Origin of the sequence: Paenibacillus hunanensis (assembly GCF_014645615.1) — a bacterium.
Taxonomy (GTDB): Bacteria; Bacillota; Bacilli; order Paenibacillales; family Paenibacillaceae; genus Saccharibacillus; species Saccharibacillus hunanensis.
In genome coordinates, this window is the sequence record NZ_BMMB01000015.1 from 1 (window position 1) to 24,691 (window position 24,691).

Annotated in this window: 27 protein-coding genes and 1 pseudogene; 25 read left to right on the top strand and 3 right to left on the bottom strand. The window is 39.9% G+C overall.

Annotation, left to right across the window (positions count from 1 at the left end; all coding sequences use genetic code 11):
- The first annotated feature begins 382 nt into the window (after positions 1-382).
- The 21 genes and pseudogenes from IEX62_RS21625 (at position 383) to IEX62_RS21720 (ending at position 15,827) form a co-directional block, all read left to right on the top strand.
- On the top strand, positions 383-730 hold the full coding sequence (locus tag IEX62_RS21625) for a hypothetical protein (RefSeq protein WP_188778180.1): 348 nt from the start codon (positions 383-385) through the stop codon (positions 728-730).
- On the top strand, positions 727-1,233 hold the full coding sequence (locus IEX62_RS21630; protein WP_188778182.1) for a DUF2247 family protein: 507 nt from the start codon (positions 727-729) through the stop codon (positions 1,231-1,233). Before IEX62_RS21625 ends, IEX62_RS21630 begins: the two co-directional genes overlap by 4 nt.
- Before the next feature lie 137 nt (positions 1,234-1,370).
- Positions 1,371-2,021, top strand: coding sequence for a pre-toxin TG domain-containing protein (locus IEX62_RS21635; protein ID WP_188778265.1), 651 nt, complete (start codon positions 1,371-1,373; stop codon positions 2,019-2,021).
- A gap of 24 nt (positions 2,022-2,045) precedes the next feature.
- Entirely contained in the window at positions 2,046-2,294 is a 249-nt protein-coding gene (locus tag IEX62_RS21640; RefSeq protein WP_188778184.1) for a hypothetical protein, read from the top strand.
- A gap of 151 nt (positions 2,295-2,445) precedes the next feature.
- Positions 2,446-3,297 (top strand): annotated as a pseudogene (locus IEX62_RS21645) (pre-toxin TG domain-containing protein); the annotation flags it as partial.
- A gap of 19 nt (positions 3,298-3,316) precedes the next feature.
- Positions 3,317-3,739, top strand: coding sequence for a hypothetical protein (locus IEX62_RS21650; RefSeq protein ID WP_229686013.1), 423 nt, complete (start codon positions 3,317-3,319; stop codon positions 3,737-3,739).
- A gap of 903 nt (positions 3,740-4,642) precedes the next feature.
- Complete coding sequence (locus IEX62_RS21655; RefSeq protein ID WP_188778190.1) at positions 4,643-5,770, top strand: RHS repeat-associated core domain-containing protein; 1,128 nt, start codon at positions 4,643-4,645, stop codon at positions 5,768-5,770.
- Between the two features lie 14 nt (positions 5,771-5,784).
- Positions 5,785-6,027, top strand: coding sequence for a DUF8617 domain-containing protein (locus IEX62_RS21660; protein ID WP_188778192.1), 243 nt, complete (start codon positions 5,785-5,787; stop codon positions 6,025-6,027).
- Between the two features lie 75 nt (positions 6,028-6,102).
- Entirely contained in the window at positions 6,103-6,855 is a 753-nt protein-coding gene (locus IEX62_RS21665) for a pre-toxin TG domain-containing protein (RefSeq protein ID WP_188778194.1), read from the top strand.
- 15 nt (positions 6,856-6,870) lie between these two features.
- On the top strand, positions 6,871-7,290 hold the full coding sequence (locus tag IEX62_RS21670; protein WP_188778196.1) for a hypothetical protein: 420 nt from the start codon (positions 6,871-6,873) through the stop codon (positions 7,288-7,290).
- Positions 7,291-8,248: 958 nt separating this feature from the next.
- Positions 8,249-8,740: a hypothetical protein gene (locus IEX62_RS21675; protein WP_188778197.1), complete on the top strand. Its 492-nt coding sequence runs from the start codon at positions 8,249-8,251 to the stop codon at positions 8,738-8,740.
- 29 nt (positions 8,741-8,769) lie between these two features.
- Positions 8,770-8,976 carry a hypothetical protein gene (locus IEX62_RS21680; RefSeq protein ID WP_188778199.1) on the top strand — a complete coding sequence of 69 codons (207 nt, stop codon included), beginning with the start codon at positions 8,770-8,772 and terminating at the stop codon, positions 8,974-8,976.
- Between the two features lie 872 nt (positions 8,977-9,848).
- Positions 9,849-10,226, top strand: coding sequence for a hypothetical protein (locus tag IEX62_RS21685; RefSeq protein WP_188778201.1), 378 nt, complete (start codon positions 9,849-9,851; stop codon positions 10,224-10,226).
- Positions 10,227-10,859 (top strand): hypothetical protein, encoded by a 633-nt coding sequence (locus IEX62_RS21690; protein WP_188778203.1) that lies wholly within the window; start codon positions 10,227-10,229, stop codon positions 10,857-10,859. It abuts the gene before it with no gap.
- A 257-nt stretch (positions 10,860-11,116) separates the two neighbouring features.
- A complete protein-coding gene (locus IEX62_RS21695; protein ID WP_188778205.1) occupies positions 11,117-12,439 on the top strand; it encodes a pre-toxin TG domain-containing protein in 1,323 nt (440 codons plus the stop codon).
- A 273-nt stretch (positions 12,440-12,712) separates the two neighbouring features.
- The gene (locus IEX62_RS21700) at positions 12,713-13,090 is read left to right on the top strand and encodes a hypothetical protein (protein WP_188778207.1); all 378 of its coding nucleotides are present in this window, start codon (positions 12,713-12,715) and stop codon (positions 13,088-13,090) included.
- A 489-nt stretch (positions 13,091-13,579) separates the two neighbouring features.
- A complete protein-coding gene (locus tag IEX62_RS23975) occupies positions 13,580-13,711 on the top strand; it encodes a hypothetical protein (RefSeq protein ID WP_268239825.1) in 132 nt (43 codons plus the stop codon).
- 232 nt (positions 13,712-13,943) lie between these two features.
- Positions 13,944-14,276, top strand: a complete 333-nt coding sequence (locus IEX62_RS21705; RefSeq protein WP_188778209.1) for an Imm8 family immunity protein — start codon at positions 13,944-13,946, stop codon at positions 14,274-14,276.
- A gap of 159 nt (positions 14,277-14,435) precedes the next feature.
- Positions 14,436-14,939, top strand: coding sequence for a hypothetical protein (locus IEX62_RS21710; protein WP_188778211.1), 504 nt, complete (start codon positions 14,436-14,438; stop codon positions 14,937-14,939).
- A 127-nt stretch (positions 14,940-15,066) separates the two neighbouring features.
- Positions 15,067-15,291: a bacteriocin immunity protein gene (locus tag IEX62_RS21715; RefSeq protein ID WP_188778212.1), complete on the top strand. Its 225-nt coding sequence runs from the start codon at positions 15,067-15,069 to the stop codon at positions 15,289-15,291.
- A gap of 8 nt (positions 15,292-15,299) precedes the next feature.
- Complete coding sequence (locus IEX62_RS21720; RefSeq protein ID WP_188778213.1) at positions 15,300-15,827, top strand: DUF4303 domain-containing protein; 528 nt, start codon at positions 15,300-15,302, stop codon at positions 15,825-15,827.
- A 363-nt stretch (positions 15,828-16,190) separates the two neighbouring features.
- Here the strand turns inward: IEX62_RS21720 and IEX62_RS21725 are convergent, their stop codons facing one another.
- The 3 genes from IEX62_RS21725 to IEX62_RS21735 all read right to left on the bottom strand — a co-directional run bounded on the left by IEX62_RS21725 (position 16,191) and on the right by IEX62_RS21735 (position 19,696).
- Entirely contained in the window at positions 16,191-16,919 is a 729-nt protein-coding gene (locus IEX62_RS21725) for an amino acid ABC transporter ATP-binding protein (RefSeq protein WP_188778214.1), read from the bottom strand.
- A complete protein-coding gene (locus tag IEX62_RS21730) occupies positions 16,912-18,375 on the bottom strand; it encodes an amino acid ABC transporter substrate-binding protein/permease (protein ID WP_188778215.1) in 1,464 nt (487 codons plus the stop codon). Before IEX62_RS21730 ends, IEX62_RS21725 begins: the two co-directional genes overlap by 8 nt.
- A 496-nt stretch (positions 18,376-18,871) precedes the next feature.
- Positions 18,872-19,696: a hypothetical protein gene (locus IEX62_RS21735; RefSeq protein WP_188778216.1), complete on the bottom strand. Its 825-nt coding sequence runs from the start codon at positions 19,694-19,696 to the stop codon at positions 18,872-18,874.
- A gap of 203 nt (positions 19,697-19,899) precedes the next feature.
- Between IEX62_RS21735 and IEX62_RS21740 the strand changes: the two genes are divergently transcribed.
- The 4 genes from IEX62_RS21740 (at position 19,900) to IEX62_RS21755 (ending at position 24,433) form a co-directional block, all read left to right on the top strand.
- Positions 19,900-20,820 (top strand): nucleoside hydrolase, encoded by a 921-nt coding sequence (locus tag IEX62_RS21740; RefSeq protein WP_188778218.1) that lies wholly within the window; start codon positions 19,900-19,902, stop codon positions 20,818-20,820.
- A gap of 691 nt (positions 20,821-21,511) precedes the next feature.
- On the top strand, positions 21,512-22,309 hold the full coding sequence (locus IEX62_RS21745) for a DeoR/GlpR family DNA-binding transcription regulator (protein WP_188778219.1): 798 nt from the start codon (positions 21,512-21,514) through the stop codon (positions 22,307-22,309).
- A gap of 334 nt (positions 22,310-22,643) precedes the next feature.
- Entirely contained in the window at positions 22,644-23,915 is a 1,272-nt protein-coding gene (ilvA, locus tag IEX62_RS21750) for a threonine ammonia-lyase IlvA (RefSeq protein WP_188778220.1), read from the top strand.
- A 218-nt stretch (positions 23,916-24,133) separates the two neighbouring features.
- Positions 24,134-24,433 (top strand): putative quinol monooxygenase, encoded by a 300-nt coding sequence (locus IEX62_RS21755; RefSeq protein ID WP_188778221.1) that lies wholly within the window; start codon positions 24,134-24,136, stop codon positions 24,431-24,433.
- Positions 24,434-24,691 lie beyond the last annotated feature (258 nt).

The following is a 24,691-nucleotide window of genomic DNA, read 5'->3' on the forward strand; positions in this document are numbered from 1 at the left end:
TGGAGAACCGCTCACGAATCCTTTTCAGAGGAACTGTCGCACTTGGCTTGACAATCCGTCGTTTTAAAAATTACAGATAAAAATCACTTTAATAAATTTCATTTCTCTTTTTGATATGAGGATATTAAAAAAAATAAGATTGCTTTATCGATCCCAACGGTCTGTATCAGATGCGTGCATGCTACTACAATTCGGAGATCAAGCGCTTTGTAAATCGGTATGTGGTGATAGGAAGTATTGGTAATGGATTGACGATGAATAGCTACGCGTATGTGAATCCGGTACCTGGTTGATAGTAAAGCTCGGAAAGATTGGAAAAACTCAGGTTAATGAGATATAGGCTGCGGAGAAGCAAAGTTTCCGATTAAAGCTGGATTTGCAGTTGTTTGCTGAGGAAAAAGGAGAGGCTATAAAGAATGATATTATTGACCTGGAACGTAAAGGAAGTGCACTAAAAGATGATAAGATCAAGCCAATATATGATGATAGTGGAAATATATTAAAAGAATATCCTGCTAAGCCTAAAGCACATGGTTTTTCGGACATACTTGATAATTATGTTGGAGATGCTATAAAAACAAAGTTGAAAGATGGAGCTGATTTATATCAACTTAGTGGGACGTATAATAATGTGGCGGGTAGATTTGAGTGGATCGTAGATAAAGGTGACGTTACTCATCGAATGTTCATTGAGAATGGAAGTATGAATGGAGTGCCAATTAAACCATGACATATTTACAGATGTTTAAAAGAAGTAATATTCCAATAACATGGACGGTTATATTAATAGGTATTGAAGGCCCAGGTAAAAAGGAAAGACTTTTAGTAAGCCAAGATATCATTAATTATGCTATTGAGTTGATTGAATTAAATGATAATTATCCTCAGGAGATACTAAAGTTAGCTAGTGCAACTAATAATGAGGAAGAATATATCAAAAATTTAGTTGTAAATCTAGCACAAAAAGAAAAATTAAATAGGAACAAGGAGTTAAAGAAGTGGATTGTAATACTTTTAAAAGAAACATTGAATAAGCTCCCAGAAAGTCCTTTATATGGTTTAATTGCATTGACGGAGTTTTGGGAAAGTTTTGATTATCCCGACTACAGTCCTCATATAGTCCAAGGAAGAGGTAATGATATTAAACCAGAAGATTATTATTTGAAGGAATTTTATGAATATTGTGTATTCAAACATAAACAGTGGATAAATGATATTTTAAAGCCTAAGTAATAATTGACCTTGATTGAGTGATTTTTACTTAATCAAGGTTTTTTGTATACTTTATCATGAACTGCTACGCGTATGTGAATGGGAATCCGGTATCGTATATTGACCCATTTGGACGGAGTGCAGATGGAGCAGATTAGCTGAAGCAGGGCGGAAGCTTTATAGCGGACGCGATTCCGTTTGTCGGTACGGCGAAGGGCATACAGGAAGTGTTCACTGGCGTGGATCTGATCACAGGACAGCAACTGTCGGTGACAGATCGGGTAGCGGCAGGTGGAGGAACGCTGCTGAGCTGGCTGCCGGGTGGTAAGGTAGCTGGGAAGTGGGCAGTAAAGGGTACGGTTGAAGGCGGTACCTGGTTGTTTAAGAAACTAAAGCATGCTCCTAAGGAAATCTTTTCTACAGGAGGCAGGTTACTTGATCCTGAAGAGTTTTATAAACAAGAAGCCATTGCAGAAAAAATTTATAAAGAGATAAGAGCAAGTTCAAATGATGTTGAACTTATAGCAGTCAATACTGGATGGAAGGTTTCAAGAATAAATAGAATTAAAGATCATGTATTTTTTAAAGCACACACATTTAGAGATGGAAGTGTTGGAATTTTTGATCCTGATTATGAAATGGCACAAGCTTGGATTCGATTACAAAAAGGGACTTATACAACTGAAGATATTCGTCTATTAAATCACGAGTTTTTCGAATCAAGATTTGAAGGGATTTTTAAAACTGATTATGGTACGGCGCATGATGCTACCATTTCACCAAAATCAGGTCGTACTTGGACACCTTAGAAGATATTATAGGGAGTGAATAGAATGAGTGCATATGTTCTTTTATTCAAAGAATTAGAAACCAAAGAAAAGGTGATTTACTGTTATGGTCCAAATGAACAGCAATTAGGTAAGATCGAATATAATAAGATAACTAAAACATTTCAAGAAATTGAGGGTATCCAAAATTTCTCGCAAAAAGAATCGGATCATTATTTATCCTATGCTGCTAAGAAAATAGCCAGTATCTTAAGAAAGGGTGAGGAATTTCCTGACGAGACTTTCTTTGCTTAAATGAAAGTTTAAATTAAAAGAGAAATGAAGAATTAATTTTAATAACTTCATTTCTCTTTTTTTATGGGACAATGTAAAAGAATCCAAGATTGCCTAGACCGATGCAATTGTTCAGATTACCGATACATAAACCGATCCGAATGGTCTATACCAGATGCGTGCACGTTATTACAACCCGGAGATCAAGCGCTTTGTGAACCGAGATGTGGTGACGGGGAGTATTGGGAATGGCTTGACGATGAACTGCTACGCGTATGTGAATGGAAATCTGGTATCGTATATTGATCCATTTGGATTGAGTGCAGATGGAGCGGAGTGGCTGAAGCAGGGCGGAAGCTTTGTAGCGGACGCGATTCCGTTTGTCGGTACGGCGAAGGGCATACAGGAAGTGTTCACTGGCGTGGATGTGATCACCGGACAGCAACTGTCGGTGACAGATCGAGTCGCGGCAGGAGGAGGAACGCTGCTGAGCTGGCTGCCGGGTGGTAAGGTAGCTGGGAAGTGGGCAGTGAAGGGGACTGCCTCCGGCGGTACCTGGTTGATAGGAAAGCTCGGAAAGATTGGAAAAACCCAGGTTAATGAGATAGAGGTTGCCGAGAAGCAAAGTTTGCGATTGAAGCTGGATTTGCAGTTGTTTGCTAAGAAGACGGGGAGTGTTAGTCCTGAAATTGTTGAACTTCATACAAAGCTAGATGATCTTGCTGAAAAATATCTTCTGCCTCAATTTAGAGAAATAGATCCTAATCTTACAGCTGGTTATACAGGGTCATTTAAAACTGGTACAGTAGGTAATCCTAATAAACCAACTTATGGTCAGCCTATTAATTTAAGCAAATATGATATTGATTATTTTATAGAAAGTGATATTTTGTATGAGCAATTTGGAAATAGTCTAAAAGCCAATCCTGAGTTTAGAAAAATTCTTTCTAAGACACCAGGCTTTGAAGGATTAAAACCAAATAAGGCAGGCTTCTCGATAAAATTCAAACCGTCAAACAATTAATTAGGGGGTTAAAATGGAGATGTTGGACAAAGTACATGGTGCACACGCAAATGTGTTTATTCAATATGAAGGGTCTTTTCAGGATTTAGGTTTAGCAATTGAAAAAGGACTCCATATACCAACTTTAAGATTTGAAAATATAGAAGAAGAACCGTATGATGAGGTGGGATACGCTGAGGTTTTGGGCTTTGAAATTGAATTAAAGCCTAATAATAAATGGCCTAATTATAAATATTCAATGTCCATAACTACTACTGATTCCTTTCAAGAAATTTTTAATAACCGTATGTTTGATATTTCACTTTGGTTGGCTCGTTACCTTTCACTTGTATGTGAGTTGACTACCATGGTAGAAAATTCTGATGGACAAACAGGTCAGCTATTCTATTGGAATCCTACTACAGAAAAAAGAGAAAGTAGCTTTGTTAATATACAGATATAATTTGCTAAGCCATAGAGAGTTAGGTTTTCTATGGCTTTTTGAGTTCTCAAGTTACCCTAGCCTGTTTTAAAATCGTATTCAATCCACTTGTTTCAATAAAGTTAGAATCGAAATCCAATCATCAGGTATAATAACTTAGATGGTCATGTACAGGCTCATGGTGCATTTGTCACTGATTTACCAAAAGCTTTTAAAATGGATAGAACATTAATGTCTGTAACTACTGACAAAAATATTGCGAAATATTTTGAAAATGGTGGAACTGTGTACGAGGTAAAAATACCCAAGTTTCAGCTTATACCACAAACACTCCCGGGATCGACAGAAAGTGAATTTTTAATCAAATTTGGTATAGGAGGTTTTACACCACATTGAATCTGAATAATTCACTCATTCAACAATATGAGATTGATGGTAAAAGAATATATATATATTAGATACTAAAGCTTTTGATTCATTAATCAATGATCCGGTGATCGAAGGTAGGCCTATCCATGCTGTAGGTCAGGTATCGTATATGATGCAGTTTCCTAAAAAATATAATATATTTTCTCTTGCTTTCTATCCTCTAGGAGATCGAAATATTTGGATGTTTTGTTTATTTATGAATAATGCTGATAAACTACAAAGAGTACAGATGGAACGTGTGAACTGTAGCATTTGTAATTGGACAGGCATTATTGCGAATCCTACTATTCCAGAGTTGTATTATGGTTGTCCCAATAGATGGGAACTTTTAAAAGAAGCTAATGAAATACCAGTAGTAAATTGTCCTGTTTGCAGTCATGTCTTACCAAAACATTCAATATGGGTAAGTGATTAACTTTTAAAGAAACCTTGAATGGCTTCATACCATTCAAGGTTTCTTTTTAGAATAGTAAGTTATTATAAAATTTATACGAATTGGGACTGATCAGCCGCGAAGACGCAGCCGGTAACGAACAGACGTATCATTATGATCTGCGCGGTAGCACCATCGCCTTGACCGATGCAAATGGTCAAATCACCGATACGTACATGTATGACACGTATGGCGAACAGCTGGAGCATATCGGCGATAGTCAACAACCTTTCCAGTACAACGGACGCGACGACGTACAGACCGATCCGAATGGTCTATACCAGATGCGTGCACGTTATTACAACCCGGAGATCAAGCGCTTTGTGAACCGCGATGTGGTGACAGGAAGTATTGGAAATGGCTTGACGATGAACCGATATGCGTATGTGAATGGGAATCCGGTGTCGTATATTGATCCGTTTGGACTGAGTGCAGATGGAGCGGAGTGGCTGAAGCAGGGCGGAAGCTTTGTAGCGGACGCGATTCCGTTTGTCGGTACGGCGAAAGGCATACAGGAAGTGTTCACTGGCGTGGATCTGATCACCGGACAGCAATTGTCGGTGACAGATCGGGTCGCGGCAGGTGGAGGAACGCTGCTGAGCTGGTTGCCGGGTGGTAAGGTAGCTGGGAAGTGGGCGGTGAAGGGTACGGTTGAAGGCGGTACCTGGTTGTTTAAGAAGGTTGTAAGGTCTTCTGCTGATGAAGTTGCTCCCACAGTTGGTCGTAAAATGGCTGGAGATAATATGGGAGTTATGTTAAGAGGAAACAGAAATCAACCTTTAGCATTGCCAATAGGTAATGCTCCATCTGGAAGTTCGCTAGTCATAGAACATTCTTCTAATCTGAAAGTTAGCTTTTCTGAAAGTGAACTGAGAGTAGCTAATTACATGTATGAGCAAGGTAATCAGGTAATATTACGCCATCCAGTAGGAACGAGATTAGATGGTGGCACTTCAGATTTGTTGGTTAATGGAAAAAGATATGATGTATATACTCCTGAAACTAAAGATGCCTCTCGTATAATTGGAGGCATTGCAAAGAAGAATTCTCAAGCTGAAGGTGTTATTTTAGATTTATCAAAAACACCAGTAACATCGGAACAATTAGGTAATGTCATTGGACGAGTACATGGTATTATTAATAAAGGAGGAAAAACTCCCAATATTAATGACATTATTATTTTACCTTAAGGGGCTAGAAAAATATGCCAAAACTTTTATGTACTTGCAACAATATATTAAATCTTCAGGACATTCCTTGCAAAGTACAATACAATTTTATTTCTGATGTAGATTATGATAAATATCATGACAATATTAATGCAGAAGAATTGTATCAAGAGATGAAAATTTTTGTTGAATGTGATAAATGTGGTCGATTGTGGTTTTTTTGGAATGGATTTGATGAAGAGCCGCTCGAATATTTACCAGTATCAAAACAAATTTAAGATAAAAACCTTAGGAATTATTTTTCTTCCTAAGGTTTTTATCTTATTTAGTTAAGAATTAATAGCAAATCAACGATGAACCGATATGCGTATGTGAATGGCAATCCTGTATCGTATATCGATCCATTTGGATTGAGTGCAGATGGAGCGGAGTGGCTGAAGCAGGGCGGAAGCTTTGTAGCGGACGCGATTCCGTTTGTCGGTACGGCGAAAGGCATACAGGAAGTATTCACTGGCGTGGATCTGATCACAGGACAGCAATTGTCAGTGACAGATCGAGTCGCGGCAGGTGGAGGAACGCTGCTGAGCTGGCTGCCGGGTGGTAAGGTGGCTGGGAAGTGGGCAGTGAAGGGTACGGTTGAAGGCGGTACCTGGTTGATAGGAAAGCTCGGAAAGATTGGAAAAACCCAGGTTAATGAGATAGAGGTTGCCGAGAAGCAAAGTTTGCGATTGAAGCTGGATTTGCAGTTGTTTGCTAAGAAGACGGGAAAAAGTATTGATTTGTCTAAATCAAATAACCCAAGTGATTTCCTGAAAACTGCAGCAGAAAGACAAGGTTTGGATAAAGTCCCTGGAAGATTTAAGGAAAAATGGACGGAAGGTGATTATAAATACGAAGTTAGGGCACATGAAGCTGAATCTCAATATGGAAAGACTGGTAGCATTTTTAGGGTGAGTAGGCAGAAACCTGGAGAGGGAACCGAGTATATGGATTCCAATGGGAATTGGTATCATGAGAGTACGTTAAAGGAAACTTATAAAGACGGACGTCCAAACCCATTATTTAATGAAAATGCAGCTAGAGGTACACATATTCAGTTACCATGATAAGGAGTGATGAGCTTGAATGACCAAAGGTTCTTAATGAATGAAATAGAAGTGATTCAAATAGTTGGGAGTATCAACGAATACGTTTCAAAGGAACCTTGGATGGATTTCGATGTTGCCTTATCTAATGGTTGGGACTTAACGATTATAGGTAGGTTAGATAATACTTTAAAAGAAGCCAATATTGAGATTACTTTTGAACAAATATCCTTTGTTTCAATACCTTTTGGGTGGAAAACCGATACTTCAAGCAATATTATTAAATTAGCCACTCATAAAGAAGTTGAAGAGTTATCTGACAAATTTGAGGTGGAAATCGGCAATTATATATTTAAGTTTATTGCAGAAGGCTTTAATAATGAAAAATATTACTTCGTGGGAGCGAAGAAAATCTCATGTCGATTACTTGATAAACAGACAGGTAAACTAGAGTAACTCGGTAAAAGACAATGGTGGTTTAGAAATCTTGTTTATGTAGAGACCTTGATTGGCTTTGTGCCTTTCGAGGTTTTTCCATTGATGGAGGGACAAATGAACCAATTATTCAACTAATCAAATTATTACCTAGATAACTCTTTGAATGCACATTATGGATTTTGAATACAATTGGAGGTGTTTTATCAAATGTTTATTGAGTAAGATGATTATATGCTGTTGGAATTATTTGAAAGTGAACCTCTGTACTTGCCAAATGAAGAATCTGGAATTTTAATGTATGTTAAAGAAGATGATTCTGGTTTCAAACTTATATTGACTATCTCGATATATGAAAGAAAATGTGATTTAAGTCTAAACTACTATAAATTTTCTAAACCTATATTTGAAGGGGATTTTCAGAATATAGGAAGAATCCTTGCTACAGATAATGAATTAAAATTGTTATATAGTTAAGATAATACTATTGCCGCTTCTGTACGTTTTAAGACTAATTTTGCTATTTTCATAAATGAGAGGTAATTCTTATAGGATGATTCATTTAACTTTAGGTAAGGTATGAAATTCACTGTTGCGCTAGAAGTGATGATAACAATGTTATAAAATAATTTTGTGGAAATACCAAACGTATCTATTTCTAGTGTTTAGCAGTATAAACACAGGGTTCAATGAAAAGGAATTTTTGCAAGGCAAAATATCGTACTGCTTTAGATTTAGCAGTTTTCAAAGAAATTAAACGTGATTTTTCGAGTTTAATTAGCTTTAGTTGTAGAATTAACGAAGAAAATATTAATATGGTTACGGAATGATTTTGTTAAACCTTGAATGGATTCATGCCATTCAAGGTTTTTTAATGACAGATTATAATATGAAGTTCGACACTTACTAGAACTCAAAAAGAGAGCAAGAAACGCTGCTGAGCTGGCTGCCGGGTGGTAAGGTGGCTGGGAAGTGGGCGGTGAAGGGAACCGTTGAAGGCGGCGCGTGGCTGATTGGTAATCTAAGCAAAAAAATCAAAAAAAGCGCGAGCCTCAGTGAAGGTTCAATGGTTAAAAGGTATACTGCTGACGGAAGGACACTTAGTGATGTTACAGAGTTGCCAGGAGCTAAAGGTATGAAAATCCCCAAAAGACTTTCTCCCGAAGAAATGGAATTTCTTACTCAAGAATATGGAGTAGAATTTGCCCAAGTTTATAGAGCAGGATCTGGTAAAAACGGAGGGGGTGGATACTATGAGTTATATTCAGGAGTGCATAACCGAGTTAATATACCTCTTGGTGAGGACGTGAGATTAATATCACATACTCATCCGTGTGGTACAGCACGACCGAGCCCAGATGATCAACTACTAATGCAACTACTTGAACAATCGGGATCACCTCAGCGTAAATCTCAAATCGTACCTGTTGGTAAGACACCTGTATATTTTGATAAAAATAGTTTGAAGTAAAACTCAGTATTTTTAATATAGGAGGACAAATGAAACTGAATAATTATATAGATATGTGGACGATAAACAAAGACAAATATGCTCTATTTGAGATTACTCCCAATGTTTATGCTATTGTAGATATTGAAACTAAATCTGCAGTTTTGATTGAAGATAGCAATATTTCTGAACAAGTCAAAAAGAAAATGATTGATTCTGGTAATAGAGTTATAGATAAAAATTGGTTCAATAATTGACTTTATATTCAGTTAAATGTCACTGAAATATTGAGTCTGCAATAACACTGATTTTAAAATAAATCAAGAAAATTAAACGGGAAATCTTTTTAAAGACCAAGGTATTGTTATCATGCCTTCAAGGTAGGCATTGAAAAAAGAGTCTAAGCTATAAGCGGCTTCCGGAACTCTACCGGAAGCCGTTTATTTAGTTTTCGTTATGGTCGATGCGCATGATACAAGGTGGTCTGATGGAATAGCGACTATACATCCAGTAAGCCAAGCTATCTTAGAAGATTATTTAGCAAGATCAAAGTGAGATATTGCTTTTAAATTCTAGTTTGAAATATAGATATCTAATCAAGGAGGAGATTTATATGTTAAAACTAGAAGCTGACATTTATCTAAAATCAGAAGAATAAGGAGGGATGTATAAAGAAGGATTTGCTGGAATGATGCCTTCATTTAACGTGGAAAATGATCTTATAATGTGCAGAGTAATCCTACATACAAATGAAACGATTATCCGAAGGGGGCAATGTCATAAAGTAATAATCGAATTGCCGTATGGAGAAGACTACCAAGAGTTTATTTTTAAAGGGTATTCTTTTACTTTAAATACGGGGAGAAAAATAATTGCTTATGGTAAGATAATGTCAATATATTGATATTCCAGTATTAGAATCTGAGAGTTTAAAAGGGATATATTAGACTAAATAGACCGACATGGACAGGGCAGAACTTGTCTATAAGAGGTGTAGATTTGATCGTAGCTGGATAAGGCTGTGCTAATAAGATGTTTTTTTAGTAGTACAATGCTGGTTTTCGAAATGGTCAACGAAATACAATGTGTCCTGAACCAACTCAGACTGATCATAAAGGAGAAATGATCATTGCTTATTATTAAACCTGATCTATTAAGAATATTTTTGGACCCATTAACAGGGCTTGCTGATGATGATGAAGAGATGATCTATTATATGAATAAGCCTCCTCAAACAGAAGATGACTATAGATCTATTATCAAAGAGCGTTTAAAGGAACCTTTTCATCAAAAGGAAGAGAAGAAGAAAGAAGTAGCTAACTTAGCACTTCGATATTATTTGAGCCACCCTACTATTGATTTTGAAGGAGTATATGAATCGGTATTACCTCCCTTTGACCCACCGCATCCACCAAGAGAGTTTTTCTTATGGATATGGGAAGAATTATTTAAAGGTGAAGATTATAGTTTGAATGAAGAAGAATATAAGATGATTATTGTTAAATAAATGAGAGTATACCTGAAAGAGTTACCGAACCAAGTTCATGGCATATCGACTAATAAAAATTATATGATTTATGCAGTAGAAACAAGCATAGATGGTGAAGAGTTTTACAGGATAGAGAATGATTATAATCAAATAATCCTGTACTCAGCTAATTTATTTGAAATACGCTCTGCACAATTAAGCTCAGATTGGATCCTATGGAATAAACCCAATGGAAGCTCCGTTTTGTTACCAGAACAGTTTGCTTATTTAAGTTTTTGGGAAGATTATTATAATGACGATGTAGAAGCATTAAATATATTTAGTAGTGTCAAAGAGATATTGATACAACAAGAGTTAAACGAAAATGAGATAAGCAAGATCTTTGAAGCTAGCATTGATAATGACATTAATTATATTCTTAATGTTCTTTTGAAATTCCAAGATTTACGTTTTTTGCGACAAGTACTAAAGTATGCGAAATCAGAATTTGAAAGCAATGATAGCGAGCTAGCTACTAAGGTACTTACATTCCAGTACCTTAGTCTGTTTTCTAAAAAAGAAGTAGAGGAGTTTTTTATCTATTATTTAACCAATATCGAATTAGGATGTAATGAATTAACACAAATAGTGACAGATTATTTTAAAAAATGAATATTTTATAAATGAAGTGTTTTTAAATGTGAGCTTAATTTTGTTATTAAATTTCACCTAAGTAGTCCACCTTGAATCTCTATAAATAGGGACAAACGATTAACTTTACAAAAAAATTGAATGGCTTCATACTATTGTAGTCAAGTGCCTATTTGATAGACAGTAAAACAACCTTCTAAGAAACAAACGGATGCCGCTATTTAACTGGCATCCGTTTGTTTGATGTTTGCTGTAGTCTTCAGGTGATGCAAAATGGAATGCCCGGTAGCGCAGTAGACACTGGCGAAGATCAGGGAAGTCGTGTAGGGCAGGATGTATACGGCTCAACTGAAGCAAACAGCCTGATTCAAGAACCAGAACGTGCAGAATCTACAAATGCTGCTACTACCGATATAGCAACATCCACGACCATTACCGAAGACACATATGGTCTATACGGCGATCTGCACATGACCTACACTGCACATAACCGACTAGCAACTGTAAATGGTCAAACAGTGCGCTACGATGCAGAAGGCAATATGCTGCATGGTCCACTGAACGGCTCGATGGAGGACTATCGCTACGATGCGCGTAATCGACTGATCGAAGCCGGTGGCGTAAGCTATGGATACGATAACGAAAACAATCGTAATGCGATAACCGTCGACGGGAAAACCACCCGATTCGTCATCAACCCGCATGCGATGCTATCTCAAGTGCTGATGGAAACCGATGCACAGGGTACGCCGCAAGCCTGGTATGTGTACGGACTCGGACTGATCAGCCGCGAAGATGCCGCAGGCCACAACCAGACGAATCACTATGATCTACGCGGTAGCACCATCGCATTGACCGATGCAACTGGACAAGTGACCGATACGTACACGTACGACACGTATGGCGAACAATTGGAGCACATCGGCGATAGCGAGCAACCGTTCCAGTACAACGGACGTGACGGTGTACAAACCGATCCGAATGGTCTGTACCAGATGCGAGCACGTTACTACAACCCGGAGATCAAGCGCTTTGTAAATCGGGATGTGGTGACAGGAAGTATTGGGAATGGGAATCCGGTATCGTATATCGATCCATTTGGATTGAGTGCAGATGGAGCGGAGTGGTTGAAGCAGGGCGGAAGCTTTGTAGCGGACGCGATTCCGTTTGTCGGTACGGCGAAAGGCATACAGGAAGTGTTCACTGGTGTGGATCTGATCACCGGACAGCAATTGTCAGTGACAGATCGGGTAGCGGCAGGTGGAGGAACGCTGCTGAGCTGGCTGCCGGGTGGTAAGGTAGCTGGGAAGTGGGCAGTGAAGGGTACGGTTGAAGGCGGTACCTGGTTGATAGGGAAGCTCAGAAAGATTGGAAAAACCCAGGTTAATGAGATAGAGGTTGCCGAGAAGCAAAGTTTGCGATTGAAGCTGGATTTGCAGTTGTTTGCTGGAACAAGGTCTTCACTGACGAAAAAATTGAAGATAATGCAGCAGTACAATTATCGAAAATGGAAAGTGCGATTCCTAATGCACATTTCTATTCCAGGCATGGATCTCAGACGACTCTGGCTGAGCAATATTTGCGAGCAACAACAGGTGTAATATCTGATGGATATCATTTACGTCCTGTAAATTCTTCGAGATTTTCAAGTAATCAAGCTCAATTAAATTCTGCTCAAAGATCTGAGACTATTTATAGGCAAACAGGGGCAAATAAAATTAATTTTTCGATGGATGACATTATAGGAGAAGGGTACAAAAGAGGTGGACAAACGTATATAAAATCTTCAAAAGTTGTGGCTATTTTTCGGAATGATCAACTATATACTATGTATCCTGACCTAAATTAAAAAAATCATAAAGGAGAATTGAGCATTGTTTATTATTAAACCAGATATGTTGACGATGTTTTTAGAACCCTTAGCTGGTCTCGCAGAAGATGAAGTTGAATCAGTTTACTATATGAGTGTGCCGCCTCAAACAGAAGAAGACTACAGAAAAATTATAAATGAGCGGTTAAAGGAAACTTTTTATCAAAAAGAAGAGAAAAAGAGAAAATTAGCTAATTTAGCACTTCGCTATTATCTGAGTCATCCTACAATTGATTTTGAAGGCGTATTTGAATCGATATTACCTCCGTTTGATCCCCCTAATCCACCGAGAGACTTTTTCTTCTGGATATGGGAAGAGCTATATGGAGGTAAAGAGTATAGGGTGACCGAGGAAGAGTACAAAATGTTTACTGCAAAATAGGTCAATTAAAATTTGAAATGCTATGTAGTTAAATTATTAGGATAGCTACATCGCATTTTATAAATATTTAGCTATATCTGTAATATAACGAATGTCTAAGCACGTTTTGAAAAAATGAATGATTGATCGTGATCAAAAGTTAAGTCTCACGATATATTTTCAACTATAAACGTATATCTAATTTAATAAGAATTATTTAATATTGAAACTGTATTTTAATCTTGAGGGGCTCTTATGCTTTTCAAGATTTCTTTTGTAGAATAACGTCAAATAACTGATGTGCGAAGTGGATGGAGAGCAAGCACATTGTTCGAAGTATAGAGAACTACTCCAAGTAAACCAATTAGGTGGCGGAAAGCATCCGAGCGTTTTTGCCCAAATAATTATTTTAGGATTATGATGGAGTATAAACAAACTAATGCAATTTAGTATTTACAATTTGATCAAAAGCTTAAACGAAAATAATAATCTTACTAAAGGAAGCTCACCATGAACAAAACTGATAATCAACACTTCTCATTTGAAGCTATATGTAATATTGCTGAGCGCGCTACAAGAAGAAATTTAAAAGATTATGGAGCTGACTGCGAAGTTCGACTTTTTAGAGATCGAAGATTTTGATTGAAAGTCATAGTTGTATAGTTTGGAAACTCAAATGCTGTGAAAGATGCTTTACTAATTATTTAGTAAGATGTTTTTAACTATTATCTTTTCACGTTCAAATGAAATGAGAACCTTCAGGATTTAACTTGAACAATAAGAATATGATAAGAACAAGTTTCGGACAAAGCATAGACGTGAAAGCAAATCAGAAAGGCCACTATCGATATACTGAATTAAGGAGAAGACTCAAATGCTGATAATAAAAGCACTGACAAAAATGTTGGAAGATTGGGGCGATGATGGAGATGATTTTTATATCTATTATCATATTGATATTGGTCCCGAAGAAATACATGGCGCATCTGACTTATTTTCGTTTGAGTTAATTAGTCCAAAAAGGTTACAACGGATGACGCATGAAGGCGATATTATTATAGGACGCGGATGTATCATAACAGGAGACTTTAATGGGAAAAAGCTTGAGGAGACATTGAATCGCATTGTATCAAAATGTTCTCATAATGATATTACTAAAGCCAATTATAATCTTTCTCGATATTTCCGTTGGAAAATGGATGAATAGCTTGCTTCAATCATCAGAACAATTGTATCAAGAGATGCGTATGTTTTTTAAATGTGATTGTTGTGAAAGACTGTGGGTATTTTGGAATGGTTTTGATAAAGAACCCTATGAATATTTGCGTACACCAAAATAAACATCAAATCCAAAGAGGTGATACGAATGAAGATACCGATACAGTACGGCGAAAATATCATCGTTGCTGTGATCTACGATCAGACATGGAGCGGGTATGTTACCGACAAGGAGTACTGGTATTTAGATTTAACCAAATTAGAGCAAGCCTATGTAGATCAAGGCTATGAATTGCCCACTGCTGGTGACTATTCAGAACGCTTTGATATTGTAGTAGTGAATGAACATTCAGCGGCAGACTTTTTACATAACATACGCGAATATCGAGTAAGTGTGGCGGAATTAAGAGAGTTATTATTGAAGCTAAAGGACGATCATTTGACTCAACCCGATTCGATTACAGAATATACTCCATCTTTATTAGTTAATTTTGATGAGAAGCGATTCATCTCCTACTTTCCAGAGCCTGCATCGTTTGAGCATTATATACCAGAGGGTTGGATCGGGAAGTATGAAAGCTTCATGGATCAAGTACCGCCACAGGAACAATATTGGATTGTACATGGGAAAGATTATTTTTCTAGCCAATGAGTAGAGAGAGGTTTCCTTTAGATAAGCAAAAAGGATTTCACGCAGCGAATTTGATATTAGCTCAAGAAGCGCTAATCATTAAAGTAACATCTCATTCGTATACCTCACCCAAAGGAGAGTGACACCCATGCAACCATCCCTATCCCGTGCTGAACTGATCCAACTCGTCCAGCGTATTCAATACGGCGAAGGCAGCGAGCAACAGCAGGATGAATGGCTAGAATTATTGACCTGTCAGGTGCCGCATCCGGAAGTGAGCAATCTGATTTTCTGGAATGAGGAAGACTGGACAGCAGAGCAAATTGTGGATGCAGCGTTAGCATATCGCCCGATTATACTTGGTGGAGAGTGAATGATCCCATGGACTCATTTAGCACACAATTGACGACGGCGATCGCAGATGCAGCGAGGCAGGCATTTGGCGAGCTGTTTGCGAACGGTGAGCATTACTATTACTGTAGTCTAATTACGATTGCAGAAGGCTATGCCCCATTTGCATCGGCATGGTCAGTAGAGGCATTAGAGCGGGAGAAGGCGCAACATCCAGACTATGATGTGAAATGGTCATATGCTGATTCGCCGTATAGTATCCTGGGAGAAGCCTATTTTGAACCTGTACAGCACTTGCTGGATACGCGACCACGTATAGATGAAATATCGTCTGAGGATTGGGAACTGGAGCTAGTGATGCGTTTAGAAGCGATGGAGCAGGCGATGCGACAGCTGGATGAGGAAGGATTATTTTCGCAAAATCAGCCACGAGAGCAGGTCTGTGTGCTAGTCGAATTAATGCCACCTGTGCCGCTTAATACGACGATCGCCAAGCGATTGAATCCGCCAGCAGCGCTGGAAATATGGTTGAAGGAAGCTGCAGAGCTGGAGGAATAGGGTGGATTATACGGAGCACAGAAGCGTAAGGCGATGTAAAAAGGAAGAGGATTCCACATCATCCATATAGTATGTCTTTGAACGATATGGTAACGCTTATGCTATACAATAAGCATCAAAGCTCTAATCTTTTTCAGCATTTTCACCACCGCTAGCAGTATCTGATCCTTTGTTATTACTTGTCATTTGTTGTTACTTGCTCATAGCCAAAAAACCGCCGTATGCAGACTACTATGCTGCATACGGCGGTTTTTTATGTTGGCAATGTTGTATAACATGCTTTCTTACGGTCTGGCGTACATCGTAAACGAAATGCCAGGCGTTTCAACAAAAATCTGTTAAGACATTCAGAACCTGCTTAAATTACAAAACCTTCTCCAGGAAGCTAATCGTACGCTCATGCTTCGGACTGCCAAATACTTGCTCTGGCGCGCCTTCTTCTACGATATAACCGCCATCCATGAAGATAACACGGTCAGCAACCTCGCGTGCGAAGCCCATTTCGTGGGTAACGATCATCATCGTCATGCCTTCGCTTGCCAGATCCTTCATAACGCCAAGTACCTCGCCGACCATTTCTGGATCGAGTGCAGAGGTTGGCTCGTCAAACAGCATAATATCCGGGTTCATTGCCAGTGCGCGTGCAATCGCTACACGCTGCTTCTGACCGCCGGACAGGCTACCTGGGAAAGCATCTGCTTTGTCAGACAGACCAACGCGCTCCAGCAGCTGTAGCGCCGTTTTGCGTGCTTCTGCTTCAGATTGCTTTTTCAGCTCCACCGGAGCGAAGGTGATGTTTTTGAGCACGCTCATATGTGGAAACAGATTGAAGTGCTGGAACACCATGCCGATATTTTCACGAACTTTGTTGATATCGGTACGATTGTCGCTAATATTGTAATCATCGACGATGACCTCGCCAGCTGTCACTTCTTCCAGCTTATTCACGCAGCGCAGAAGGGTACTTTTACCAGAACCGGAAGGGCCGATGACACAGACCACTTCGCCTTCTTCGATCTGCATGTTAATGTCCTTCAATACTTCGTTAGAGCCATAGCTCTTTTTAAGGTTAGCGATTTTAATTTTACCCACGGCGTGTTCTCCTTTCGACACTGTCTGCCAGTTTAGTCAGGATGGTGATAACAACTAGGTACATGATCGCGACCATTCCGTAGATCAAAGTGGATTGGAGGTTATTCGCTACGATCAGCTTACCGGATTGCGTCAACTCGACCAGACCAATAGCGGACATGATCGACGTATCTTTGAGTGTGATAACAAGCTGGTTGATGAACGATGGAACCATAACCTTGATTGCTTGTGGAATGATAACTTTGATCATCGCTGTCCGATATGACAGACCAAGTGAACGTGCAGCTTCAAGTTGACCTTTATCAATCGACTGAATACCACCGCGAATAATCTCAGTTACATACGCTCCAGCATTCAAGCTAAGCGCCAGTACAGCGGCAACGATCAATGGAATTTTAATACCGAGTGCGCCCGGAATACCAAAATAAATGAACAAGCCAAGTACAAGCAATGGAATACCACGGAAAATATCGACAAACCCGGTCGCAATCCATTGAGCGGTTTTACTTGGACTTACTTTCATAAATCCGAAGATCAGACCGAAAATAAATGCAAAGAACAAGGAGATGAACGTATACATCAGTGTCATTCCTAATCCTTTAAACAGAATAGGAAGAGCAGCCATAATAATTTCCATTTTGCTCAAAGGTGGAGGTGCATCCGTTGATTCCTGACCTGGCTTCGTGTTGCCCAAGTAGTTAGAGACGATCTGATCATATTCGCCGCTGGCTTTGATATTTTTCAGTCCAGCATTGAATTTTTGTAACAATTCCTGATTTTGTCCTTTGTTCACGGCAAAGCCATAAGGAGAGCCTTTCTCTTTCTCAGTTACCACTTTCAGCTTCATACCTTGTTGAATACCGAATGCGATAACTGGGAAATCCTCGAAGCAGGCAGCAGAGTTACCAATAACTACTTCTTCGTACATTTGTGCAGAATCGTCAAAAGGTACAAGAGTGAAACCATATTTATCTTTGATTGAATTAGCAAAATTGTAGCCTTCTGTACCCGTTTTAACCGCTACACGTTTACCACGCAGGTCTTCATAACTTTTGATCGTATTGTCATCTTGACCGATCGCCATAACAACACCGGATTCGTAGTAGGGATCAGAGAAATCAAATGTTTGTTTTCTCGTATCCGTAATACTCATACCAGCGATCATGCCATCCAATTGATTCGATTGCACACCTTGTAGTGCAGCATTAAAACCAAGTGGTTTGAGTTCATATTTAAAATTTTGGTCTTTTGCAATAGCTGCTAGCAAATCGAGGTCAATCCCTACATATTTGCCATCTCGTTGAAATTCAAACGGCGCAAACGTAACGTCCGTACCGATTTGATACGTCTTGCCTTCTTCCGATTGAGCGACCGCGCTTGGACTCCAGCTTGCGGTACACACTCCGAAGAAAAGAAGGAACGCAATAGATAGCCACATCAGCCTAGATTTCTTCATAATATCCTCCATTTCATATACTTCAAGATTACGAGTTTGTGATGGTCGTCGACAATGCTGTAGCAAGCTTGTTAAGAGCAAAGCTGCCTTCACATTCTATGTAACATTTCATGTCTCACATCACACGTCTTCTTATTCTACAAAAAAATATCCTTGTTGACTATAGCGCTGTGAAGCTGAAATGCATAGAATTTTAATTTGGTACTCATTTTAATAATTAATTTTCTGGATTTCTTTCTTTAAATAAATTCTATTATTTCACAAAAGAAAAAGTATATTCACTTCAATATGAAGACAGAAAAAATTTTACTATATTAGTTGATTGAAAATCCATATCACAATATGTATCTCCAGCAATAGAGTAGTTGAATCAACTCAGTTATATAAGAAGAAATGATTTAAGAAAAGCAGCTATTCTCTTAAATTAAGAAAATAGCTGCTTTTCTGTATATAGTTCATAGTTTAAAGGTTGAATTAGGCTGAAAATCAAATATCATCAATAATTTATTATATTGACTGGTTTTTGAACCGTGAAGACTTTACCATTTGCTCCTTTTTTGACATCCATTTTAATATTCATCCCAACAACACTTGCACCTCTAGGTGCTAGCATGCTGTCACTTGTCCAATTTAGCGTGTATGTTGTTTTTGAATTCTGAGAAGGATAGTAATATTGAACTTTATTTACTCCAGGACCTACTTGTCCTGCTATCATAGTGCGACTAACAATAATAGTATCTCCAATGGGAAAGAATTTACCTGAAATGCTTTTAATGCCGAAATAATCGACATTTTGTTTAGTGGTTGATACATAATTTAGAGTACCTACTACAGTGCCGTACCCTTCTTTTGATGCTTGGTCGTATACACTACCTCCACCTGTCGCAGCAGCTGAAGCTAAAGAAGAGCTAGTATTTGAAAGAAGTTCTTTTCTGTTTTGTTCAACAGTTACTTCGTCTTGAGCAGTCAGAACGGAAACTATTGTTTTTGATTTTAGCGCTTTCTCTTCACCGTCGATAGAAGGAGCTAAAGAGTTTTCTAGCATTCTTTTATTGTCTTGAGAGAGATTACTAGATTTTATGTCATCAGAATCCATTTCTAAATTAATTGAAGTAAGTGTTTCTCCATCATCTGTTTTGATTTGTTCAGTTTTTGCTTGAGAGTTAGAATAAACATAGTTGAAAAGCTCTTGTGAATCCATTTTATCTAAACTTTCTTCGTTCATTAAGTTTTGAGCTTGAGCAATAGGGACATTTGGTAAGACTGCACTTGTTGCTAGTAAAGCAGCTATTGTAGAAGAAATAAGTATTTTTGTTTTCATTATTTAACACTCACTTTCTATAATATTTATTGTGTTTTTGGAGTTCGATCCTCCTTTCTCAAAAAAGTAAGTTTACATTATACCATTAAAAGTAATTTATTTCAAAATGATGGGTAATTCTATACTTTTAAAATATTAAAGGCATTTTATTTCATTATTATCTGTTTTAAAATAAATGTTATTAATCATCAAAGGAGTTTATTATGAAATCTGTTATTTTAGACGTAGACACTGGCATCGATGATTCGATGGCAATTGCCTATGCAGTCCATTCCCCAGAGCTAGACGTGCTAGGTATTACCACTGTATTTGGCAATATTACGGTTGAAGAAGCAACACGCAACACACTGGTTGTGCTGGATCAATTGGAGCGCCCGCTACCTGTATATCCGGGGGAAGCCAAGCCGCTGCAACGCGACTATACCAAGCCATTTGCCCGGCATATTCACGGAGCAGATGGAATCGGTAATCAATATCGTGAGCCATCGACAAGACAGGCAGAATCTCTGTCCGGCCCTGAGTTTATCGTCCAGCAAATTATGGCGAATCCCGGCGAGATCACGGTCATCGCGGTTGGGCCACTGACGAACATCGCTCGTGCCCTACAGCTGGAGCCAAACATCGCCCAGCATATCGCTCGCCTGATCGTGATGAATGGCGCAGTCACCGTACCGGGCAACGTGACACCATATGCCGAAGCGAACACCTACTCCGATCCTGATGCCGCGGCGCTAGTATTTAGCTCCGGTATGCCAGTGACACTCGTTGGCCTGGATGTGACGATGCAGACGTTGCTCACTGCTGCCCATCTAGAACAATGGCGTAGCCTGAACACCAACCTGGCCACTTTCCTTGCAGACATGACCGATTTCTACATGGAAGCCTACAAGGGCGTCATTACTAGCGGACGCGGCTGCGCCCTACACGACCCATTAGCCGTCAGTGTAGCGATCGATCCAACCTTCGTACGCACCGAATCCTACGCCGTACATGTCGAATGCACAGACCAGGACTCCCTGGGCAAAACGACCGGCGTACACGCCAGTCAGGCGCCACACATCGACGTAGCCCTGGATGTAGATGCTGACCGCTTCGTAAGCCATTTCCTGAGTCGCATCGTATAATGCTCGCTGTTAGGGGAGGGTTGCTAGATAAGAATCGTTATACTGTCATGGACAATAGATGATGTGGTACATGTCAGTATAATCGCCAATTATGAGAGCAGCCTCAACCCAATTCATTTTAAAATGAAACCTCATACTGAACCATATATGAAAATTAACCGTACCTTGGAATATACAGGTACGGTTTTTTCAGAAACAAGGTCTATGAAAAGTGGCAGAGCTAGAATATCCTAATTGTGCAAGTGCAAGTGCAAGTGCAAGTGCAAGTGCAAGTGCAAGTGCAAGTGCAAGTGCAAGTGCAAGTACAACAACACAGCTGCTTGTTTATACCCTAATTATCCATTTAATGTAATAAATAGCATAAAATCAAGATTTTCATCTTCGAAATAAGCGAATAAGCCCTTTTTTATTGTGACGAATGTCTAAATACGGTATATTGAAGTAGATGAACACATTGCACATGGACACTTGTTTACACTTCAAAACAATAAGCGTTTACATACTGTCCCTATGCAACATTCTCCCTCTGCATGCAGGAGCGGATAATGCACGCAATATACTGAAATTATGAGCTGATTTCGACAATGTACATCATGTATACTGCTTCCTGTTTGACGTAGCATCCAGCATGGATTCATAGCTTGCAGATCGATTAGATTGATAATTTATATAGTAAGGCCAGGTGTACTCAATGAGCAGCAAAAATCCGAGGCGACAAGACGCATTATCTGCAGCACAACGTAAACTCGAGACCCTGCGCATTCTTGAAGCCGAAGGCACAGTCCGCGTATCCGGATTAAGTCGCCGCTTCAATGTGACAGAAGAAACGATTCGGCGCGATCTGGAACGTTTGGAGCTTGAAGGTATCGTTGTGCGTACGCACGGTGGCGCGGTGTTTAACCGTAACCGTGAGCAATACGAATCTCCTGCTGTACAGCGGGAAACGCAAAATATTGAAGAGAAAAAGGCAATCGTGGAGCATGCGCTCTCACTGATTCAGCCGGGCGATGTGATTGCGCTGGACGCAAGCACGACCTGTCTGCATCTGGTTAAGCAATTGCCGAACCGACCACTAACGGTACTGACGTATTCGCTGGCAATCGCGAACGAGCTTGTGCCGAAGACCGAGATCAATGTGATTCTGATCGGTGGGTATCTGGATCGGGATTCGATGGCGAATACCGGCATTCATGCGGAGAAGATGGTCGAGAGCTACCATGTGGACAAGTTTCTATTCTCCTGTCACGGCTTTGATCTGACGCGTGGACTGACCGAGCCATCTGAAGCACATGTGCAACTCAAAAAGAAAATTATCGAGATTTCCGATGAACTGATTTTGCTAACAGACAGCTCCAAGTTTCGTCGCAAATCACTGGTACGTTTCCTCGGCATGGAGGACCTGAACCGCTTTATTACCGACGATCAATTGCCGGAAGAGGCAATTCATGAATTGGAGGAAATGGGTGTTGAGGTCATCGTTGTGGATTAATCGAACCAGCTTGTACTAGCCGCACTGTAGACACAGGGCGGCTTTTTGTTGTGTAGAGATCCCTTTTGTTAACGCTATCATATGCGATATGTGTAGAATTTGTACCAATAGGCTTGAAAATCGTTCCAGTTGGCGGTACGGTAGAACAATAGCATCGTGCTAGCTAGCAGCGATACCCGTTCGGGTGGAGACGACAGACTGAATCGATGGAAGTGGGTTGAACTTCGGAAGCGTAAGAACAACTCAACGCGACACCTGCCGATTCAGAACCATACAGGATGCTGAACCAAAACGAATAATGACGGGATGGGCGTCTGGAGTGAGGAGACAAGCAATGAGAGCAACGGAGGATAACAATTCGCAAACGGTAAGTATGGAGGATATCGTACGGGCGCATCACGTACTGCGCGACGTTATCGTGCGTACACCGCTACAGCGGGATGCAACCCTGTCTGAAAAATATGAGTGCGAGGTGTATCTGAAGCGAGAGGATATGCAGGTCGTACGCTCATTTAAAATTCGCGGTGCGTATAACCGCATTCGCAATCTGTCCAGTGACGAGCTAGCAAACGGCATCGTGTGTGCCAGTGCGGGTAACCACGCGCAGGGCTTTGCTTTTTCGTGCCGACAGCTGAATATTCGCGGGAAGGTCTACATGCCAAGCACCACACCGAATCAAAAGGTGAAAATGGTGAAAAAGTTCGGTGGAGCGAATGTGGAAGTCATTCTCGTTGGCGATACATTTGATGATGCGTATGCAGAAGCGATGAAGACGTGTGAACAGTACAATATGAGCTTTATTCACCCGTTTGACGATCCTTATATTATTGCAGGTAATGGTACAGTCGGTATGGAGATTATGGAAAGTCTGGATCGTCCGGCAGATTATGTGTTTATCACGATTGGCGGCGGCGGTCTGGCTGCCGGTGTAGGTCAATATATGCGTACTATTAGTCCATCCACTCGTTTGATCGGAGTCGAGCCACTGGGCGCTGCATCGATGAGCGAGGCGATTAGCCGTAATCAGGTGGTCACGCTGGAGGAGATCGATAAGTTTATCGATGGTGCAGCCGTGAAGCGTGTTGGACAGCTAACATATGAGATTTGCCGTGAGACACTGGATGATGTAATCCGTGTACCAGAAGGTAAAGCGTGCTCTGCGATCCTCGATCTGTACAACGAGAATGCAATCGTAGCCGAGCCAGCTGGTGCGTTACCGATTGCAGCACTGGATATGTATCGGGAGCATATCAAGGGCAAGACGATTGTATGTATTATTAGCGGCGGTAACAATGATATTGACCGTATGCAGGAGATTAAGGAACGCTCCCTGATCTATGAAGGGCTGAAATACTACTTTACCATCAACTTCCCGCAGCGTGCAGGCGCCCTGCGTGAGTTCCTGGAAAAGGTACTCGGTCCGAATGACGATATCGCCCGTTTTGAATATACGAAAAAGAGCAACAAGGAAAATGGCCCGGCACTTGTTGGGATTGAGCTTAGCTCGCCCGATGATTACGGCGCTCTCATTCAGCGTATGGAAGATCACAATATTCAATATGTAGAGCTGAACCGCGATCCGAATCTGTTTAACCTGTTAATCTAATCCTATATCGCTTGTATAGCATTCATCGCTTTCTATCCAATACCCGGCATTTCTCGAATGGAGAAGCCGGGTATTGATTTGTTCAGCCACGATGAGGGTATGTACAGGTGGGCTAACCTATCTTGCATTCAGCACAAACTTGGTTTTTTGTTCAAAGTGATCTATACTATTAAAGTAAGTTTATTACAGTTGATAACTACCAAGGAGGATGTACACATATGTTTATCATTCACGCTAATATGTTAATCAAACCTGAAAAGGTTGATGAATTTCTGAAAGAGATCGATACACTGGTGGCGGCTTCCCAGGCTGAGGAAGGCAATATCACGTATGTATTGAAACGCGATGTGAAGCAGGATAACCTGTTCACAATGGTGGAAGAGTGGAAAGATGCAGAAGCGATGCAGCTGCACAACGCAACTCCACATTTCCAAAAGTTCGTACAGGATATGCAGCAATTTGCAGCAGCTCCACTGGATGCGAAGGTATTCGAAGGAACGGAGATTAAACGCGGCTAATACCGTGCTTTGAACACTAGCAGAATACTGTGTATTTCGACTATAGATGCATACCGAATCTCCCTTTGAAATAAAGGGAGATTTTTTATTTTAACTATACATAATTACGGAATCAGCTCCGATATATCTCACTAAGTTAGCTTGTCGAAAATTCTCGAAAGAAATCGGAATTGGTAGATTTTATTGTCGATTATACGTAGCAACCTTCGAAGCATCAGGTCACTTTTTAGAGCAGAGACATGCCGACTATTATTATAC

Bases quoted from the DNA above. Each gene is read 5' to 3' on its own strand.
- IEX62_RS21630 (WP_188778182.1), top strand. From the start codon at position 727: ATGACATATTTACAGATGTTTAAAAGAAGTAATATTCCAATAACATGG.
- IEX62_RS21640 (WP_188778184.1), top strand. From the start codon at position 2,046: ATGAGTGCATATGTTCTTTTATTCAAAGAATTAGAAACCAAAGAAAAG.
- IEX62_RS21650 (WP_229686013.1), top strand. From the start codon at position 3,317: ATGTTGGACAAAGTACATGGTGCACACGCAAATGTGTTTATTCAATAT.
- IEX62_RS21660 (WP_188778192.1), top strand. From the start codon at position 5,785: ATGCCAAAACTTTTATGTACTTGCAACAATATATTAAATCTTCAGGAC.
- IEX62_RS21665 (WP_188778194.1), top strand. From the start codon at position 6,103: ATGAACCGATATGCGTATGTGAATGGCAATCCTGTATCGTATATCGAT.
- IEX62_RS21680 (WP_188778199.1), top strand. From the start codon at position 8,770: ATGAAACTGAATAATTATATAGATATGTGGACGATAAACAAAGACAAA.
- IEX62_RS21690 (WP_188778203.1), top strand. From the start codon at position 10,227: ATGAGAGTATACCTGAAAGAGTTACCGAACCAAGTTCATGGCATATCG.
- IEX62_RS21695 (WP_188778205.1), top strand. From the start codon at position 11,117: ATGCCCGGTAGCGCAGTAGACACTGGCGAAGATCAGGGAAGTCGTGTA.
- IEX62_RS23975 (WP_268239825.1), top strand. From the start codon at position 13,580: ATGAACAAAACTGATAATCAACACTTCTCATTTGAAGCTATATGTAAT.
- IEX62_RS21705 (WP_188778209.1), top strand. From the start codon at position 13,944: ATGCTGATAATAAAAGCACTGACAAAAATGTTGGAAGATTGGGGCGAT.
- IEX62_RS21710 (WP_188778211.1), top strand. From the start codon at position 14,436: ATGAAGATACCGATACAGTACGGCGAAAATATCATCGTTGCTGTGATC.
- IEX62_RS21715 (WP_188778212.1), top strand. From the start codon at position 15,067: ATGCAACCATCCCTATCCCGTGCTGAACTGATCCAACTCGTCCAGCGT.
- IEX62_RS21720 (WP_188778213.1), top strand. From the start codon at position 15,300: ATGGACTCATTTAGCACACAATTGACGACGGCGATCGCAGATGCAGCG.
- IEX62_RS21730 (WP_188778215.1), bottom strand. From the start codon at position 18,375: ATGAAGAAATCTAGGCTGATGTGGCTATCTATTGCGTTCCTTCTTTTC.
- IEX62_RS21735 (WP_188778216.1), bottom strand. From the start codon at position 19,696: ATGAAAACAAAAATACTTATTTCTTCTACAATAGCTGCTTTACTAGCA.
- IEX62_RS21740 (WP_188778218.1), top strand. From the start codon at position 19,900: ATGAAATCTGTTATTTTAGACGTAGACACTGGCATCGATGATTCGATG.
- IEX62_RS21745 (WP_188778219.1), top strand. From the start codon at position 21,512: ATGAGCAGCAAAAATCCGAGGCGACAAGACGCATTATCTGCAGCACAA.
- ilvA (WP_188778220.1), top strand. From the start codon at position 22,644: ATGAGAGCAACGGAGGATAACAATTCGCAAACGGTAAGTATGGAGGAT.
- IEX62_RS21755 (WP_188778221.1), top strand. From the start codon at position 24,134: ATGTTTATCATTCACGCTAATATGTTAATCAAACCTGAAAAGGTTGAT.